Here is a 16,353-nt window from a genome sequence, read left to right on the forward strand (position 1 = left end):
CTTCGAGACCATGTCCCCTGTCGGGCGGCTGGGGTCCGCCTGCCCTCACATCCGAGGTTGTTTCCCGATGTCCGATTCTTTCATCGTCTGCTCGAACCTGACCTTCTCCTGGCCGGATGACAACCCGGTCTTCCAGAACCTTTCCTTCACGATCGGTGGGGGCCGTACCGGGCTGGTCGCGCCGAACGGTTCCGGTAAGAGCACTCTGCTCAAGCTGATCGCCGGCGAGTACCGGCCCACCGCCGGGTCCGTCTCGGTCCAGGGGGTGCTCGGCTACCTCCCGCAGAGCCTGCCGCTGGTCGGCGACCTGACCGTGGCCGAGGTTCTGGAGATCGCTCCGCTGCTCGGGGCACTACATGCCATCGAGTCCGGAGACGCCAGCGAGGAGCACTTCACCACGATCGGCAACGACTGGGACATCGAGGAGCGGACCCGCGCCCAGTTGGACCGGCTGGGCCTCGGCGACCTCGCCTTCGACCGGCGCCTGGACACCCTCAGCGGCGGCCAGGTCGTCTCCCTCGGCCTGGCGGCGCAGCTGTTGAAGCGGCCTGACGTGCTACTGCTGGACGAGCCGACCAACAATCTCGACCTCGAGGCCCGGCACAAGCTCTACGACGTGCTGGAGCAGTGGAACGGCTGCCTGCTACTGGTCAGCCACGACCGGGCACTGCTTGACCGGATGGACCGCATCGCCGAACTCGACCGCGGCGAGCTGCGGTTCTACGGCGGGAACTTCACCGAGTACGAGGTGGCCGTGCGCGCCGCGCAGGAGGTGGCGGAGAAGAACGTCCGCAACGCCGAGCAGGAGCTCAAGCGGGAGAAGCGGGAACTGCAGGAGGCCCGCGAGCGGGCGGCACGCCGGGCCAGCAACGCCTCCCGCAACCTCAAGAACGCCGGCCTGCCGAAGATCTTCGCCGGTACCATGAAGCGGGACGCTCAGGAGTCCGCGGGCAAGGCGAACGAGATGCACTCCTCGCGGGTCAACGAGGCCAAAGCCCGGCTCGACGAGGCAGGGCGCGCGCTGCGCAACGAGCAGAAGATTTCGCTGGTGCTGCCCGGCACCAACGTACCGGCCGGACGCACACTCCTCACCGGTGAACGGATGCAGGTCCGGTACGGCGAGCGGTCCCTGTTCGCCGCCGACGGCGTCGACCTGGCGATCCGGGGGCCGGAACGGATCGCCCTGCTCGGCCCCAACGGCGCCGGCAAGTCCACCCTGCTGCGCCTGATCAACGGCGACCTGGAGCCCGAGGGTGGCCAGATCAAGCGGGCCGACGGCCGCATCGCGTACCTGTCCCAGCGGCTGGACCTGTTGGACCCGGACCGTACGGTGGCGGAGAACCTGGCCGCGTTCGCGCCGCAGACCCCGGAGGCGCAGCGGATGAACCTGCTCGCCCGCTTCCTGTTCCGCGGCCCCCGGGCCCACCTGCCGGTCGGGGTGCTCTCCGGCGGCGAACGGCTGCGCGCCACCCTGGCCTGCGTCCTGGGCGCCGAGCCGGCGCCGCAACTACTTCTGCTCGACGAGCCGACCAACAACCTCGACCTGGTCAGCGTCGGTCAGTTGGAGAGCGCGCTCAACGCCTACGAGGGAGCGCTGCTGGTGGTCAGCCACGACGAGCGGTTCCTCGCGGAGATCAACGTCAACCGTTGGCTGCGGCTCACCGAGGGACGCCTGTTGGAGACCGGCCCCCCGGACGTCGACTGACTCACCCCGGGCCGCCCCGGTTCGCGGACCGTCCCGCCCGCAGCCGGACCGGCGCCGGTGATCCCCTGACCCTCCCTCACGCCCGAACGGCGGCACTGGCCGGCGGGGCGAAGACGATTCCGATGATGGTGTGTGTGTCGCATGTCCAACTTTGCCCTGCTCGCCCACGATCTGGTCCGCACGCTCGGTACCCGCCGGGTGCTCGACGGCGTCTCCCTCACCGCCGCGCCCGGCCAGCGGATCGGGCTGATCGGCGAGAACGGCACCGGCAAGTCCACTCTGCTGCGGCTGCTCGCCGGGGCGGACGAGCCCGACGCCGGTACCGTCGTCCGCCCACCGGAACTGGGTTTCCTGCGCCAGGAGATGCCCTTCGACCCGGCCTCCACGATCGCCGCCGTGCTCGACGACGCGCTGCGCGAGGCCCGTGAGGATCTCGCCGAGCTGGACCGGCTCAGCGGCGCGCTGGCCGACACCCCGCAGGACGCGCCGGAGTACGCCGACCTGCTCGCCGCGTACGGCGATCGGCTCGACCGCGCGCAGACCAGCGACGCCTGGGACGCCGACCGGCGCGCCGAGATGATGCTGGCCGGTCTCGGCCTCCGGGCGCTGCCACGCGAGCGGACGCTCGCGTCTCTGTCCGGCGGGCAACGCGGGCGGGTCGCGTTGGCCGCGCTCCTGGTACGGCGGCCCACGGCGCTACTGCTCGACGAGCCCACCAACCACCTCGACGACGACGCCGCGGCCTTCGTCGAGGAGCAACTGCGTGGCCTGCCCGGGGTCGTGGTGGTGGCGAGCCACGACCGGGCGTTCCTCGACGCGGTCTGCACGGATCTGATCGACCTCGATCCGGCCCTGGACGGCCCGACCCGCTACGGCGGCAACTACACCGACTACCAGGCCGCCAAGCGGGCGGAGCGAGAGCGCTGGCAGCGCCGCTTCACCGAGGAACAGGCGGAACTCGCCGAACTGCGCCGCTCCGTCGAGGTCACCGCGCACGAGGTCGCACCGGGGCGCGCCCGGCGCGACAACGAGAAGATGGGCTACGGACACACGGCCGGGCGGGTACAGAACCAGATCTCGCGGCGGGTGCGCACCGCCGCCCGCCGCCTCGACGAGCTGAAACGTGAGCAGGTCGACCAGCCGCCGGACCCGCTCCGGTTCCGGGTCACCACGCTGGCCAGCACCGCCACAGATGGGATCCTGGTGTCCTTGCGGGACATTCGCGTACCCGGCCGGCTCGCGCTCGACCGGCTGGACGTCTCGGCCACCGACCGGCTACTGATCACCGGGCCCAACGGGGCGGGGAAGTCGACACTGCTCGCGGTGCTGGCCGGCCGACTGGAGGCCACCGGTGAGCTACGCCGGCAGCATGAGCCGCGGGTCGGCCTGCTCGCCCAGGACACCGTCTTCGACCGGCCGGGCCGCACCGCGCGGGAGACCTACGAGCTGGCGCTCGGTGCCGAGCGCGCCGAGTCCGTACCGCTGCTCTCGCTCGGGCTGCTCGGCTCCGCGGACCTGGACCGGCCGGTCGGCCAGCTCTCGGTCGGCCAGCGGCGCCGGCTCGCCCTGGCGCTGCTGGTGGCCGACCCGCCCCAGCTGCTGCTGCTCGACGAGCCGACCAACCACCTCTCGCCGCGGCTCTGCGACGAGCTGGAGGAGGCTCTGGCCACCGGACCCGGTGCGATCGTGGTCGCCAGCCACGACCGCTGGCTGCGTTCCCGCTGGCCGGGGCGCGAGCTGCGGCTGTCACCTCAGCGCGGCTGACCGGTGGGCGACAGGTGACCGCCAAGCCCCTCGGCGTATCCCGCGACGGCAGGTTGGCGCAGGTGGCTGGACGGTGTAGGAGGGCGTCCTGTGGGAGGCCCTGCCCGATGCGCGCACAGGGGAGCTATGTACAGGCCCGAGCCCGGCATCAGCCGGGCGCCGTCTTCGTGGCCCTGCGCACCCCGAGTAGGGCGACCAGAGCGAGGAGGATGACCGCGACGGAGTACTCGTCGGCGGTCCGGGGCAGGCCGCCGGCGTAGACCACGAGGAAGCCGGCGATGACGGTGGGTAGGCCGAAGCCGACGTAGCAGACGACGTACAGCAGGGAGAGCACGCCGGCGCGTTCGTGCACCTCGACCAGCGGCATGACGGTCTTGAGACTGCCCTGGAAACCGCCGCCGAAGCCGATGCCCCCGAGCGCGAGGCCGGCGAAGAAGCCGGGGATGGAGGAGGCCATGACGGACACCAGCGTGACGATCATGCCCAGGATGAGAGCGGCGATCCCGATGAGGATCACGGTCCGCGCGGCGGTGTTCCGCATCAGCAGGACGGCGACCGACCCGAAGAGGGCGAAGACGAAGAGGACCAGGCCGGCAACCACGATCGAGGTGTCCATGAGGGCGCGTACCAGCGCCGGGCCGAGCGCCCCGTAGAAGCCTGCCAGCGCCCAGACGGCGAAGAGCACCGGAACGACGACCAGTACCGGCCCGCGCACGGCACGGGGCAGCTTGATCTCCGGACGCAGGCTCCGTCGCGCTCCCGCCGTCGGCGTGACCGTCTCCGGCATCAGGGCGAGCGCGGCGGCCTGGACCAGCAGGATGACGAGCAGGACGATGTACACCAGTCGCGTCGGTGCGGGCAGGAACCGGATGAGCAGTGCCGAGAGTAGGGCACCGCTACCGGTTCCGATACCGGGGGCGATGGAGTTCGCGAGCGTGCCGCGGGCACGGTTGATGTCGAGCATGGCGGCGCCTACGGCGCCGGTGGCGGCGCCGGCCGCGAGCCCCTGCACGAGGCGGGCGGCCAGGAGCGTGGGTACCCCGTTGGCGAAGACGAAGATGAGCAGAGCGACCATCTGTACCGCGATCGCGACGGCCAGGACCGGACGCCGGCCGACATGGTCGGACAACCTGCCGAACGTGAGCAGCGACGCCAGTACCGCGACCGCGTAGACGGCGAACACCACCGTGGTGGTGATCGGCGAGAAGTGCCAGCGCTCCTGGTAGGTCCCGTACAGCGGGGTCGGGGCCGCCGACGCGGCCAGGAACGACACGAGAATCGACGCGAGCAGCACCAGGGAGACGGTCGGTGAGAGTCGCGTCCGCCCGGCGATACTCATGTCGGCTCCTCGGCTGCGCTGGAAGAGGACGCCCTACTCGCTGTAGGGCTGTAGCGGGGTACCCGGTCTCCTCCGTCGCACCCAACGTGGTCGGCACGGGCGACCGGCCGCATCATCCGCCCGGCGATCGGCGCTGCCCGGCCCCGGTCCCTGCTGCGTCTGCCGCCGTCCGTTTGCCACCCTGATGAGCTGTTCGGCTTAACCCGCAGCATCACGATGAAAAGGGCTCAACGCACCCCCGCGCTGCGTACTCTGCGAGATAGCAGCGGAAGGAAGATGCCAGACGTGGTCAGGGGTCTTCGCCGGCCAGAGACTGGCTGTGCGCTGTGGTGGCGATGCCACAGGTATGGGATATCGAGGTCGCCGCCCCATAAGGCCGCTGTACAGTTCGCGAGCCTAGAGGAGTTCCGTGGGAACGCTCGACGGGAAGGTGGTGCTCGTCACGGGCACCGGTGGGGGCATGGGCCGCACCGCGGCGCTGGTCTTTGCGCGGGAGGGCGCGAAGGTCGTCGGTTGCGACATCCAGGCTGCTGGCAACGACGAGACGGTCGAACTCGTACGTCGCGGCGGTGGTGAGATGACGGGCATCGCGCCGGTCGATCTCACCGAACCGGAGCAGACGCGGCAGTTCGTCGAGAACGCCGCGGCAGCCTACGGCGGACTCGACGTGGTCTACAACAACGCGGCGTCGTTACGCTTCGGTCCGATGCCCGACTTCTCGGTCGAAGACTGGCGGGCGACGATAACCGGCGAACTCGACATTCCCTTCTTCGTGTCGAAGTTCGCGTGGCCCCACCTGGTCCGGCGGGGTGGTGGCGTCATCATCAACGTCGCGTCAATGGCTGGAATGATCGCTGGCGAGGTCCCGCCGATGGTCGGGCACTGTGCGGCGAACGCCGGCATCATCGGCATGACCCGGCAGCTCGCGCTCGAAGGCGCACCCCATGGCATCCGTGTGCTGGCCATCAGTCCTGGACCCGTCCTGACTCCGGCCAGTGACCGCGACCTCGGCGACAACCAGGCAGCGCGGGACGCGATAACCAGCAAGACGCTCCTCAAGCGTTTTGCCCAACCCGAGGAGGTCGTCGAACTGGCGGCCTTCCTTGCAACCGATCGGGCGTCGTACCTGACCGGTTCCAACTTTCCGGTCGAGGGTGGCGCGACCGCCTGGTAGCTTGCGGCGGCTTTCCCCGACACCGGCGAGGCCAGGCCGCCCCTCTCTGCGGTCCGTCGCCGAACGCCGGGCTCGCGGGCCCGCCCTTCGCGTCGGCCCGCACCCGCGCCGCTGTCGGACCGGCTGAGCTGTGGACTACCTGGTGTCGCGGGAACCCCTATGCCTCCCCGAGGCTCCCAGCTCGGGCGTGGGCGACGGCTTTGCCGCGCTCCGATTGCCAGAAACGGTCGAGCATGGCGCGGACCTTTTCGGCGTCCACGTCGGCGCCGAAGAGTTCGGTGCCCGGTCCGAACCGCATCCCTTCGGCCAGCGGGCCCGCGACGACCGGATCGAAGCCGAGCGCGTCAACGAGGGTGGCGACGGCGGCAACATCATCGGGATCGTCGCCGGCGATCGCGATGGCCTTGCGGCCGGCCGCCCCGCCGGGGCGAGCCTCGTCCTCGAGGTCGTGGTAGCCGAGGTGGTTGAACGCCTTGACGACGCGGGAACCGGGAAGGAACGCCTGGACGATCTCGCTCGACGAGGTGCGTGGGTCGGTGAGGTCGTCGCGGATTCCGTCAACTTCCCACCAGTAGTTCATCGCGTCGATGACGAGCTTGCCGCGCAGCGCCTCGGCGGGGATGGTGCGGTACTTGCCGAGCGGGAGGGCGAGGATGACGAGATCGGCGTTGGTGGCGGCGTCAACGGCGGTGGTGGCGACCGCCCCCGGGGTGAGCACTTCGACGGTGAGGGCGATCCTCGCCGGGTCGCCGGAGCCGGCGATGAGTACCCGGTAGCCGGCGGCCAGGGCGAGCCGAGCGAGCACGGTGCCCACCTTGCCGGCGCCGAGGATGCCGAGGGTTCGCGGTTCGGTCCGGGCGCTGTCGTCCATGTCTTCCTTCCGGATGTCGGTGTGGCGGCGGCCCTGCCGGTCAGCCAGCGAGGATGTCACGGACCAGGGGGATAACCTTGGCGCCGTAGAGTTCCACCGCGCGCATCCGGGCGCTGGCCGGTTGTGATCCCGCCGTGTAGATGAGGTCGAACCGGCCGACGCCGAGGCTGGTGATCGCGCGGGCCATGCGGCGGGCGACGGTCTCCGGCGAGCCGATGTAGAGGGAGCCGCGTTCGACCTCGGCGTCGAACTCCTCCCGGCGGATCGGCGGCCAGCCGCGTAGCGCGCCGATCCGGTCCCGGATGACCCGGTAGCGGGGCCAGAACACCTCGATCGCCTCCTCGTCCGTGTCGGCGACGAAGCCCGGCGAGTGCATCCCGACCGGGTGCGCGGGCGTGCCGAACTGCGCTGCCGCCCGCCGGTACAGGTCGATGTAGGGGGCGAAGCGTTCGGGCGTACCGCCGATGACGGCGAGCATGAGCGGCAGGCCGTAGCGCGCGGTGCGTACGACCGACTGTGGCGAGCCACCGACGCCCACCCACGTGGTCAGGCGCCCCGATTCGGTCTTCGGGAATACGTCGGCGCGCTCGAGCGGGGCGCGGGTGGTGCCGCTCCAGGTCACCGGCTTCTCGTCGAGCAGCTTCACGAACAGCTCGATCTTCTCCTCGAACAGCACGTCGTAGTCGGCCAGGTCGTAACCGAACAGCGGGAAGGACTCAGTGAACGAGCCGCGTCCGAGGATGACCTCGGCGCGGCCGTGGGAGAGCGCGTCCACCGTGGCGAAGCGTTGGAACACCCGGACCGGGTCGTCCGAGCTGAGCACGGTCACGCCGGAGGCGAGCCGGATCCGCGAGGTACGGGTGGCGATGCCGGCGAGCACGGTCTCCGGTGTCGAGACCGCGTACTCCGGTCGGTGGTGTTCGCCGAGGGCGATGACGTCGACGCCGAGTTCGTCCGCCAGCACCGCCTCGTCGACGACCTGTCGGATGGCGGCGGCGTAGGAGACGGGCTTACCGGAGTCGTCCTCCGGCACGTCCCCGAAGGTGTCGAGGCCGAACACGAGATCAGACATGGGCGGGCTCCTTGGCGAGCAGTTCCTTGACCCGGGGGGCGACTTCGCGGCCGAGCAGCTCGATCGTCCGGGCGCGGGCCTCGCGGGGCAGGTGCATAATGTCGTACTTCAGATCGAAGCGGCTCAGTCGCAGGTCGCGGGCCACGGTGGCGATCTTCTGCGCGACCGTCTCGGGCGACCCGACGAACAGCGCCCCGCGGTCGAGTTCAGCCGCATAGCGTGCACGGTCCGGTTTGTAGAACCCGCGTTCCCGGGCGAGTTGGGTCACGACCGGGTGCCAGTATCGCCACCAGGTCTGCACCGCCTCCTCGTCGGTGTCGGCGACGAGGCCGAGCGAGTGCTGTCCGACCGGCTGCACCGGATGCCCGAACTGTTCGAGCGCCTGGAGATAGAGGTTGACGTGGCCGGCGAAGCGCTGCGGGCGCCCCCCGATGATCGCGAGCATGAGCGGGAGTCCGTGGCGGGCCGCGCGGACCACCGAGTTCGGGCTACCGCCCACGCCGATCCAGGTCGGGATGCCGCCCGCCCGCATCCGCGGGTGCAGCCGCTGCGCCACAAGAGGGCTGCGTACGGTGCCCGACCAGGTGACCTGTTCTTCCCGCTGAAGGCGTACGAAGAGATCGAGCTTCTCCTCGAACAGCCGCTCGTAGTCCGCCAGGTCGTAGCCGAACAGCGGGAACGACTCGGTCGCCGAGGCGCGTCCGAGGACGACCTGTGCACGGCCGTTGGACACCGCGTCCAGCGTCGAGAACTCGTGATAGAGCCGGACGGGATCGTTCGTGCTGAGTACCGTGACCGAGGTGCCGAGCCGGATCCGCTCGGTCGCCGTCGCGATCGCCGCGAGCAGCACGGGCGTCGCCGAGTCGTTGTGGCCCTCCCGGTAGTGCTCACCGACGCTGAACACGTCGAGCTCGACCGACTCGGCGAGCCGGGCCTCCGCCACGAGCAACCGTACGGTCTCGGCGTCACTCAGGATGCGATCGCCGTCGGTAGCCACCTCCCCGAACGAATCGAGTCCCAGCTCGAAAGCTTGGGCTGTCATGGCTTCCTCCTGCTCCGGTCCCGGCGTGCTCCCTGCGCCGCCGGAGACGCCCAGTTAATTGACACGTCAATCATGGTAACGTGTAATTGACATGTCAACCAGGAGGTGTGATGACGGAAACCACACCCCGGCGGCGCGGACGCCAGTTGCCCACCGCCGAGGAGCTGCGGATCTGGCGCGACTTCATCGAAACAGCGGAAAGGTTGAGATCCGAACTAGCGTCACGCCTGCAGAGCGAGTCCTCGCTGTCGCCGGGCGACTACGCCGTACTGCTCGCCCTCAGCGAGGCGCCAGAGTCGCGGATGCGCTCCTCGGAACTCGCCGCACACATCGGCTGGGAGCGCAGCCGCCTCTCCCATCACCTCGGCCGGATGGAGCGGCGCGGACTCATCCGCCGCGAGGAGTGCGCCACGGACAACCGGGGGGCGGAGATCCTGCTCGCCCCCTCCGGCGCTGAGGCGTTCGCGCGGTCCACCGTTCCGCACCTGCGCGCCGTCCGCGAACTCTTCGTGGACGCGCTCACGCCGGAGCGACTCGTCACAGCGGGCGAGATCGCCGCGGCACTTCGTGCGCGCCTCGACGGTTACGGCAAGGAGTGAGGGCCGGGGATTCACATCCGTTCACCAGCCTCCGGGGCGGAGAGCCCTTCGCGGTCCGGGATCTGTTCGGTCAGGTGGGAGCGGGTGCGACGCCGGTGCGGCGTACGGTGCCGGTACATGTTGATCGCAACCAGCCGCGACAGCGGCCGTGAACCGCGCGGTGGCGGCACGGAACGGATCGAGGGCGATCCGGCCTGCTGAGCATTGACCTGATCTCGCAGAAGTACCTCGGCGAACCCTACTCGCCCCGGGCGTACGAAATTTCTCCAAGAAATCTCGGCGGTGCGTGTCGGATCGAGGCTGTGGCGTTCGTAGTTGGGGTGAGAGGCCGCCCGAGGGGGCGGCGGCCCCCGAGAAGGGAACCACGATCGTGAAGCTCACTACCACCACGATGATCACCGTCGACGGCGTGATGCAGGGACTCGGCGGGCCGGACGAGGACCGCAGGGGCGGATTCGAGCGCGGCGGATGGCAGGCGCCGGTATGGGACAACGAGGCCGGGACGTTCCTGAACCAGGTCTACCAGCGCGCCGACGCGTTCCTGTTCGGCCGGCGGACCTACGAAATCTTCGCCGGCTCCTGGGGCACCTGGGCAGACCCGGGCGACAACCCCATCTGGACGGCGTTGAACACCCGGCCGAAGTACGTCGCGTCGACCACACTCACCGATCCGCGGTGGGCGGACACGACCGTCCTCTCCGGTGACCTCGCGGTCGCCGTCGGCGAGCTGAGAGCCCGGCCGGGAGGTGAGCTTCAGGTGCACGGCAGCGGCGCCCTGATCCGCTGGCTGCTCGACAACCAGCTTGTCGACGAGATCACCCTGCTCGTCAGCCCCGTGATCGTCGGCCAGGGCACACGGCTGTTCCCCGACACCGGCCCGGACGCAGCGCTCGACCTGGTGCAATCGCGGTCCACCCCGAAGGGGACAACGATCCAGGTCTACCGGCCCATCGGCCGCCCGCGGTATGCGACGGCCACTGCCTGACCCGGACAGGTGACCCAGGTACCGCAGCCTCCCCGTCCTACCGAGCACCGCACCGGGGGCAGTGCCCAAACATGTTGATGTGGTCAGCAACCCGACGTGTGGCCAGGCTGTCTCAGCACACCCGATCAACCGTTACTCAAGGAGAGCACCGTGACCGCCACGTACACCTTCGACGTCTTCTCCAGCCTCGATGGCTTCGGCGCCGCCAGCGGCGACTGGACCGGCTACTGGGGCAAGCAGGGCCCCGAGCTGCTCGACCACCGCCTCGCCGTGTACAGCGAGGCGCAGCGGATGGTCTTCGGGGCCAACACGTACCGGGCGTTCGCGCGGATGCTGGCATCGAGCACCGAGGAGTCCGAGGTGCGTGACCCATGGGTCACCCGGATGAGGAACCTGCCGGCGACGGTGGTGTCGAGCACGCTGGACGGATCCCTCGACTGGCCGGACGCGACAGTGGTCCGCGGGGACGCCATCGACGTCGTCGCTCGGCTTAAGGAGGAGTCCGAGGTGCCGTTGCGCTCGCACGGCAGCCTGTCGTTGAACCGGGCCCTGATGGCCGCCGGTCTGGTCGACCGCGTCCAGGTGACGCTCTTCCCCGTGATCACCGGTCAGACCGGGGTGGACCCGATCTTCCAGGGTGCGGCCGACTTCGACCTCGAACTGATCGAGAGCCGGACGCTCGACGGTCACATCCAAGAGCTCATCTACCGGCCCACCCTGCATGTCTGACCCGCCAAAGCCGGGCGGAATCCGCGAGAACTACTCTTCGGTACGGGAGTGCTACCGCCCCGCGACGAACTTCTGGCCCGGCTGGAACGCTGGCTGCACGCCACCAGCAACGCCATCCCGGACCCGGCGCAGCGGCACCTCGGGCAGCAATACCCGGTACGGCATTTGCTCAGACGACTCCGCCGGCGCGTCGCCGGTACCCAGGCCAACCCGAATCAGTGCGGCGCGATGCGGGACCGGACCCGCGCCGCCGACGGCGAGACAGTCCTCGCCGCGGGCGAGGAGTCCGGAGATGGTGACTAGCATCTGGCGAACAAGCACCCGGCCAGGAGGAGCCCTTCGTGATGCACTCGGCGACGTTCCTGCTGGAGTGCCTGCTCCGGGCCGGGATGCGCGATGTCGTCACAGTGCAGCCGGCGACGGGTGGGGTCGCGGCGCTCGCGGGCGTAGCCACGCGCCGGGACGCGCCTTCGGTCTTCGTCAAGGCCTTCGCCGACACGCCTGCCGACGACGTCTTCGTCGCGGAGGCCGAAGGGCTGGCCGCGCTACGCGAGCTCGGCGGCCTGGCGACCCCCGAGGTGATCCTGGCGGACCGAGAACTGCTTGTGTTGTCGGTGCTGCGGCCGAGGCCGCGCAGTGAGACCTTCTGGGAGCAGTTCGCGCACGCGCTCGCTCGCCTGCACATGAGCACGACCCATCCTCGCTTCGGATGGCACCGCGACAACTGGCTGGGCCGCCGCCGGCAGATCAACACTTGGGATGACGACGGTTTTGCGTTCTTCGCACAGCATCGGCTGCTTCGGTGGCTCGGGCAGCCCCGCGTCGAGGCGGCACTCGACCCCGCAGACCGGGCGGCGCTGGAGCGGCTGTGTCACCGGCTGCCCGACCTGCTGCCGGACCGGCCGGCATGCCTGACGCACGGCGACCTGTGGGCACAGAACGTCCTGGCCACCCCGGACGGGCAGCCCGCGCTGATCGACCCGGCGGTGTCCTACCTGTGGGCCGAGGTCGACCTCGCCCATGTGTGGTCCACCTCGCCCCCGCCCGAGGCGCAACGGTTCTTCGAGGTCTACGCGGAGCTGACCTCCCTCGACCGGGACTGGCGGTCCCGCATGCCAATTGTCCAGCTGCGACAACACCTCGCCGTGCTGGCCCAGTTCGACGACGACTGGGGCGCGGCCGACCAGATCCGTGCCACCCTTGCCCCGTTCCGGACGCGCACCTGACCAGAGGTCCGACCGTCGATCGCGGAAGGCCATGACGCCTTCGGGGCCGCGGACGTAGCAGAGCCTTTCCACCACTGCGCGGGCCCTAGGTTGACCGGACAGTACCACCGGGCGGCCCGACACGAGCCGCAAAGCCCAGGTCAGGACCGTCGAACGAGGTTCGGCACGACACGAAGAACATATATAGACGTATTTCTATGGATGAAGTCGCGTCAGTTGCCGGATGTCCGCTGCCGGCCGGCCGGGAACGCTACGGATATGGCGATGGACGTCAACCGCAACGCCCCGGTGATCGTCGAACTGGAGCCCTTCACCCACGCCGCGCTCAGCATGGTGCGGGACCTGCACACCACCGTCGACCGTCGGTCGGACCGGAACCCGTACACCGAGCGGGCGAACCTGCGCGGAGCGACCTTCGACTGGCTCGCCGCGGGTTTGGAGATCACGTCCACGATCGGTGAGCTCGTGCCACAGCGGCGCATCGCCCGGGACCGCCGGACGCACGGTATCGACGGCCTGCACCTGCGCCTGGGTACGTTCACGCCGCGGCCGGAGGGCGTCCTTGACCGGACCGAGGAGTCCTGGGATGGCGAGCCCGTACGGGCCGACCCGACCAACCTGCGCACCGCGCCCGAGTCCCCGCTGCGGGACTGGCTGAGCGCGCTGAAGAAGACCGCCGAGACCACCAACCTGCCCCAAGGAGGATCCGCATGACCTCCTCGGGTCGGCAGGGATCCGCGTCCTCGCTCCTGCTGTTCTCGGGCTTCGGGGCGTCCGGTCCCGGCCTGGTCCGTCAGCTACAGAACCTCTATCGGCGCCCCGGTGACCGGCAGCTCCTTGAGGTCGCCGCGGAGGCCGTCGACCGGGCGGTCCACCGCTTCGGCGCGGACGGCGCCCGGCACCTGACGCCGGACGGGATCCCGCTACGCGGTTGGTTTCGTGGTCAGGCGCCGATCACCCCGGCGGCGCTGCGGTCCTCGGTGGTCGAAGGGCTGCTCACCCACCTCATGCACCTGTGCCTGCTCCGGCCGGATGCCCGGGCAGCCTGGTCCGGCCCGGTGATCGGCCTCGGCCATAGCCTCGGCCTGATCTCCGCGGTGATCGCAACGCTGCGGCCCGACGGCGGCCAGCAGCAGTTCCTCCGGGACGCTCACGAGTCGATGGCGATGACGACGCTGACCCTGCTGCGCTGCCAGCAGGCGGCCGGTGACCCGCACGGCGAACCGGGACTCGTACGCCGGTACGCCCAGCTCAGCGGCGCCAAGGGGCGTCCCGGGCCGATGGTCGCCGTGTCCGGGCTGGCGGTGGACCGGCTCCGCGACCTGCTGGCCGAGCACCTGGCGGAAGGCGGGCGCCCAGTCGAACTGGGCCTGGTGAACGGCCCCTGCGACGCCGTCCTCTGCGGCAGCACCAGCGGACTGCTCGAGCTGTGGTTGCGGCACCGGGCGGCATTCGCCGGGGCGGGCGCCGGCTACGCCTTCCTGCGCAGCACGGTCCCGTTCCACAACAGCCGGTTGGCGCCGGTGCTCGACCACCTGGGCGCGGACCGGGCCTGGGCCGGCACGTCGATCACCAGCGCCCGGCTCGCCGCGCCGGTGTACGCCACCGATTTTCCGCGGAACCTGCAGCGGGCCGGGGACCTCTACGCCGACTGCCTGTCGCAGGTTATCTGCCGGCCACTGGACTGGTCGGCCACGGTGCGATCGGTGATGGCCGAGCACCGCCCGTCGCGGGCGTTCGACTTCGGCCCGGGAATCGCGGTGCGGATGTTCACCCGCAAATGCCTGGAACCGCAGGGCGACGTCCTGGAGTACATCCCGGTGCGGCCGGCCACCGCGGCTTGAACCGGGCCGCTGGTGACCGACCTGGAAGAGAACATCGAGAAGGGCACACGTATGTACGGACTGGTATTCCCCGGACAGGGCACTCAACGTCCGCGTATGGGCGCCGAGCTGTTCCGGCGCTATCCCGAGATCGTCGCCGCCGCCGAGGACGTCCTGGGCTGGTCGCCGCGCGAGATGTCCGAGCGGGGCGACGTCGCCCAGTTGACCGACACCCGGTACGCCCAGCCGACCATCTTCCTGGTGAACGCTCTTCGGGCGCTCGCCCACGCCGAGGACGACGGCCCCCGCGAGTACGCCGTCTTCGCCGGTCACAGCCTCGGCGAGTTCAACGCGCTGGTGGCCGCCGGAATCCTGGACCTGATGAGCGGGCTGCGCCTGGTACGGGAACGCGCCCTCGCGATGGCGGAGGTCCGCGACGGCGGCATGGTGGCGGTACTCGGGCTGCCGGCCGACGAGGTCGACCGGGTGATCCGCCGCAGCAACCTGAACCAGGTGTTCCTCGCCAACCGGAACAGCGACCGTCACGTGACCCTCGGCGGGCAGACCGCCCAGCTCGGGCTGGTGTCGCGGCTGCTGCGGTCCGCCGGGGCGAACAACGTGCTACCGCTGCGGGTCAGCGGGCCCTTCCACACCCCGCTGATGGCTCCGGCCCGGGTCCGCTTCGCCCGGGCCCTGCGGGAGGCGTCGTTCGGCCCCGGGCACACCCTGGTCGTCTCGAGCGTCACCGGTGCGGACTTCGACCCCGCGTCCGCGGCCGAGCTGCTGACCCGCCAGCTGGTCAGCCCGGTGGAGTGGGTGGCGGTGGTGCACCGGCTGCGCCGGCTCGGGGTGACCCAGGTGGACGAGTTGGAGGGCAGCACCCTCACCGCGATGATCGGAGCGGTCCGTTGAGGGCGGCCGCAGGCGCGGCGGTGTCCGCCGCGACCGAGGTGGTGGCGACCCCGGTCGGCCCGGTCCGCCAGTTGAGTGCCACCGATCGCCTGGTCAACGCCGACCCCACCATGTACCTGGAGTGCCGGCAACGGCAGGCCCTGTCCTACCTGCGGGCAGTGACGCCAATGGCTGACCTGCTCACCTACGGCGCGCTCGGCAGGACCACCGACTACTACCGGCACTGCGCGATCCAGCAGCAGCCACGCTGGACGATGCGGCAGGACCTGTGCGACATCGAGGACCTCGCGGCCCTGGGCTACGAGGTGCAGTGGATGGGACACGCCGACCTCGACCTGCTGCCGCGGCTACCCGGCCTCGTGGCGGCTGGCCAGCCGGTGACCTTCTACGCGCCGGCCGCGGACGTCGGCTACTGGGCCGACCTGATGCGCCGCCGTGGGCGCCCCGACGGCGGCGGGCGCGGCGCGCACGGCGTGATGGTCTGCGGGGTGTCCGAGGACGGCGAGTGGCTGGTGACCCCGGACACCACCGACGAGGGACCCGAGTTCCGCCCCGAGTACCTCGCCGTTGCCGAGGTGACGGCCGCCGCCACCGCCGACCCGGAGCACTGGTTCGTGGACTGTCTGAGCCTGCGCAGGACCGGGGCACCGCAACCGGAGATGTTCGCCGAGCGTTACCGGCAGAGCATCACCGGGCTGCAGGACGGATTCGAGGCGTACGAGGCCCTGCCCCAGCTGCTGCTCACCGACCGGGCCTGCCGCCCCGACCTGGACCAGCAGGTGGCCAGCGCCGACCTGCTGCGGATGCTCGCCGGTTCCCGGAACCTGTTCTACCGGTTCCTCCGGTACACCTCGCACAGCCCGGAGGTGGTGACCACGTACCGCCGGCTGGCGGCGCTGCTGTCCCAGTTGCTCGGCCGGGCCATGGGGTACCTGGGCGGCCAGGGCCCGGGCGACCTCGGCCCGTGGCGCCGTGAGCTGCAGACCCTCCGGACGGCCGAGGTGACCTGCCTGCGCCAGCTCAAGGCCGAGCTGGCCGCCGGAGCCGTGACGATCACCCTTCCCGGTTGAGCGGCACCGGCCGCTCCACCACCACTGAAGTCGAAGGTGCCG

General features: G+C 70.4%; 16 protein-coding genes. 12 read left to right on the top strand and 4 right to left on the bottom strand.

What is annotated here, in order from left to right; all coding sequences use genetic code 11:
- The first annotated feature begins 67 nt into the window (after positions 1-67).
- Positions 68-1,705, top strand: a complete 1,638-nt coding sequence (gene abc-f, locus ACSMXO_RS25690; protein WP_455414112.1) for a ribosomal protection-like ABC-F family protein — start codon at positions 68-70, stop codon at positions 1,703-1,705.
- 141 nt (positions 1,706-1,846) lie between these two features.
- Entirely contained in the window at positions 1,847-3,469 is a 1,623-nt protein-coding gene (locus ACSMXO_RS25695) for an ABC-F family ATP-binding cassette domain-containing protein (protein ID WP_455414113.1), read from the top strand.
- A 148-nt stretch (positions 3,470-3,617) separates the two neighbouring features.
- Here ACSMXO_RS25695 and ACSMXO_RS25700 read toward each other — a convergent pair whose 3' ends face one another.
- Positions 3,618-4,808 carry an MFS transporter gene (locus ACSMXO_RS25700; RefSeq protein WP_455414114.1) on the bottom strand — a complete coding sequence of 397 codons (1,191 nt, stop codon included), beginning with the start codon at positions 4,806-4,808 and terminating at the stop codon, positions 3,618-3,620.
- Positions 4,809-5,217: 409 nt separating this feature from the next.
- On the opposite strand from ACSMXO_RS25700, the gene ACSMXO_RS25705 reads away from it, so the two are divergent.
- Positions 5,218-5,982 (top strand): SDR family NAD(P)-dependent oxidoreductase, encoded by a 765-nt coding sequence (locus ACSMXO_RS25705; RefSeq protein WP_455414115.1) that lies wholly within the window; start codon positions 5,218-5,220, stop codon positions 5,980-5,982.
- Between the two features lie 157 nt (positions 5,983-6,139).
- Here the strand turns inward: ACSMXO_RS25705 and ACSMXO_RS25710 are convergent, their stop codons facing one another.
- Genes ACSMXO_RS25710 through ACSMXO_RS25720 form a run of 3 tightly spaced genes read right to left on the bottom strand, consistent with a single transcriptional unit; the run spans position 6,140 to position 8,967 of the window.
- Positions 6,140-6,913, bottom strand: coding sequence for an NAD(P)-binding domain-containing protein (locus ACSMXO_RS25710; RefSeq protein ID WP_455414116.1), 774 nt, complete (start codon positions 6,911-6,913; stop codon positions 6,140-6,142).
- On the bottom strand, positions 6,894-7,925 hold the full coding sequence (locus ACSMXO_RS25715) for an LLM class flavin-dependent oxidoreductase (RefSeq protein WP_455414117.1): 1,032 nt from the start codon (positions 7,923-7,925) through the stop codon (positions 6,894-6,896). The genes ACSMXO_RS25710 and ACSMXO_RS25715 overlap by 20 nt, the downstream gene beginning before the upstream one ends.
- Entirely contained in the window at positions 7,918-8,967 is a 1,050-nt protein-coding gene (locus ACSMXO_RS25720; protein WP_455414118.1) for an LLM class flavin-dependent oxidoreductase, read from the bottom strand. Before ACSMXO_RS25720 ends, ACSMXO_RS25715 begins: the two co-directional genes overlap by 8 nt.
- 110 nt (positions 8,968-9,077) lie before the next feature.
- On the opposite strand from ACSMXO_RS25720, the gene ACSMXO_RS25725 reads away from it, so the two are divergent.
- The 9 genes from ACSMXO_RS25725 (at position 9,078) to ACSMXO_RS25765 (ending at position 16,311) form a co-directional block, all read left to right on the top strand.
- A complete protein-coding gene (locus ACSMXO_RS25725) occupies positions 9,078-9,566 on the top strand; it encodes a MarR family winged helix-turn-helix transcriptional regulator (protein ID WP_455414119.1) in 489 nt (162 codons plus the stop codon).
- 370 nt (positions 9,567-9,936) lie between these two features.
- The gene (locus ACSMXO_RS25730; RefSeq protein ID WP_455414120.1) at positions 9,937-10,551 is read left to right on the top strand and encodes a dihydrofolate reductase family protein; all 615 of its coding nucleotides are present in this window, start codon (positions 9,937-9,939) and stop codon (positions 10,549-10,551) included.
- Positions 10,552-10,701: 150 nt separating this feature from the next.
- The gene (locus ACSMXO_RS25735) at positions 10,702-11,280 is read left to right on the top strand and encodes a dihydrofolate reductase family protein (RefSeq protein ID WP_455414121.1); all 579 of its coding nucleotides are present in this window, start codon (positions 10,702-10,704) and stop codon (positions 11,278-11,280) included.
- A 48-nt stretch (positions 11,281-11,328) separates the two neighbouring features.
- On the top strand, positions 11,329-11,583 hold the full coding sequence (locus tag ACSMXO_RS25740; RefSeq protein WP_455414122.1) for a hypothetical protein: 255 nt from the start codon (positions 11,329-11,331) through the stop codon (positions 11,581-11,583).
- A gap of 41 nt (positions 11,584-11,624) precedes the next feature.
- Positions 11,625-12,506: a fructosamine kinase family protein gene (locus ACSMXO_RS25745; protein ID WP_455419310.1), complete on the top strand. Its 882-nt coding sequence runs from the start codon at positions 11,625-11,627 to the stop codon at positions 12,504-12,506.
- Positions 12,507-12,770: 264 nt separating this feature from the next.
- Positions 12,771-13,220 (top strand): SRPBCC family protein, encoded by a 450-nt coding sequence (locus tag ACSMXO_RS25750; RefSeq protein ID WP_455414123.1) that lies wholly within the window; start codon positions 12,771-12,773, stop codon positions 13,218-13,220.
- Positions 13,217-14,350: a hypothetical protein gene (locus ACSMXO_RS25755; protein ID WP_455414124.1), complete on the top strand. Its 1,134-nt coding sequence runs from the start codon at positions 13,217-13,219 to the stop codon at positions 14,348-14,350. Before ACSMXO_RS25750 ends, ACSMXO_RS25755 begins: the two co-directional genes overlap by 4 nt.
- 51 nt (positions 14,351-14,401) lie before the next feature.
- Positions 14,402-15,241, top strand: coding sequence for an ACP S-malonyltransferase (locus ACSMXO_RS25760; protein ID WP_455419311.1), 840 nt, complete (start codon positions 14,402-14,404; stop codon positions 15,239-15,241).
- A 20-nt stretch (positions 15,242-15,261) separates the two neighbouring features.
- On the top strand, positions 15,262-16,311 hold the full coding sequence (locus ACSMXO_RS25765; RefSeq protein WP_455414125.1) for a hypothetical protein: 1,050 nt from the start codon (positions 15,262-15,264) through the stop codon (positions 16,309-16,311).
- Positions 16,312-16,353 lie beyond the last annotated feature (42 nt).

This window comes from Plantactinospora sp. DSM 117369, from assembly GCF_053764795.1.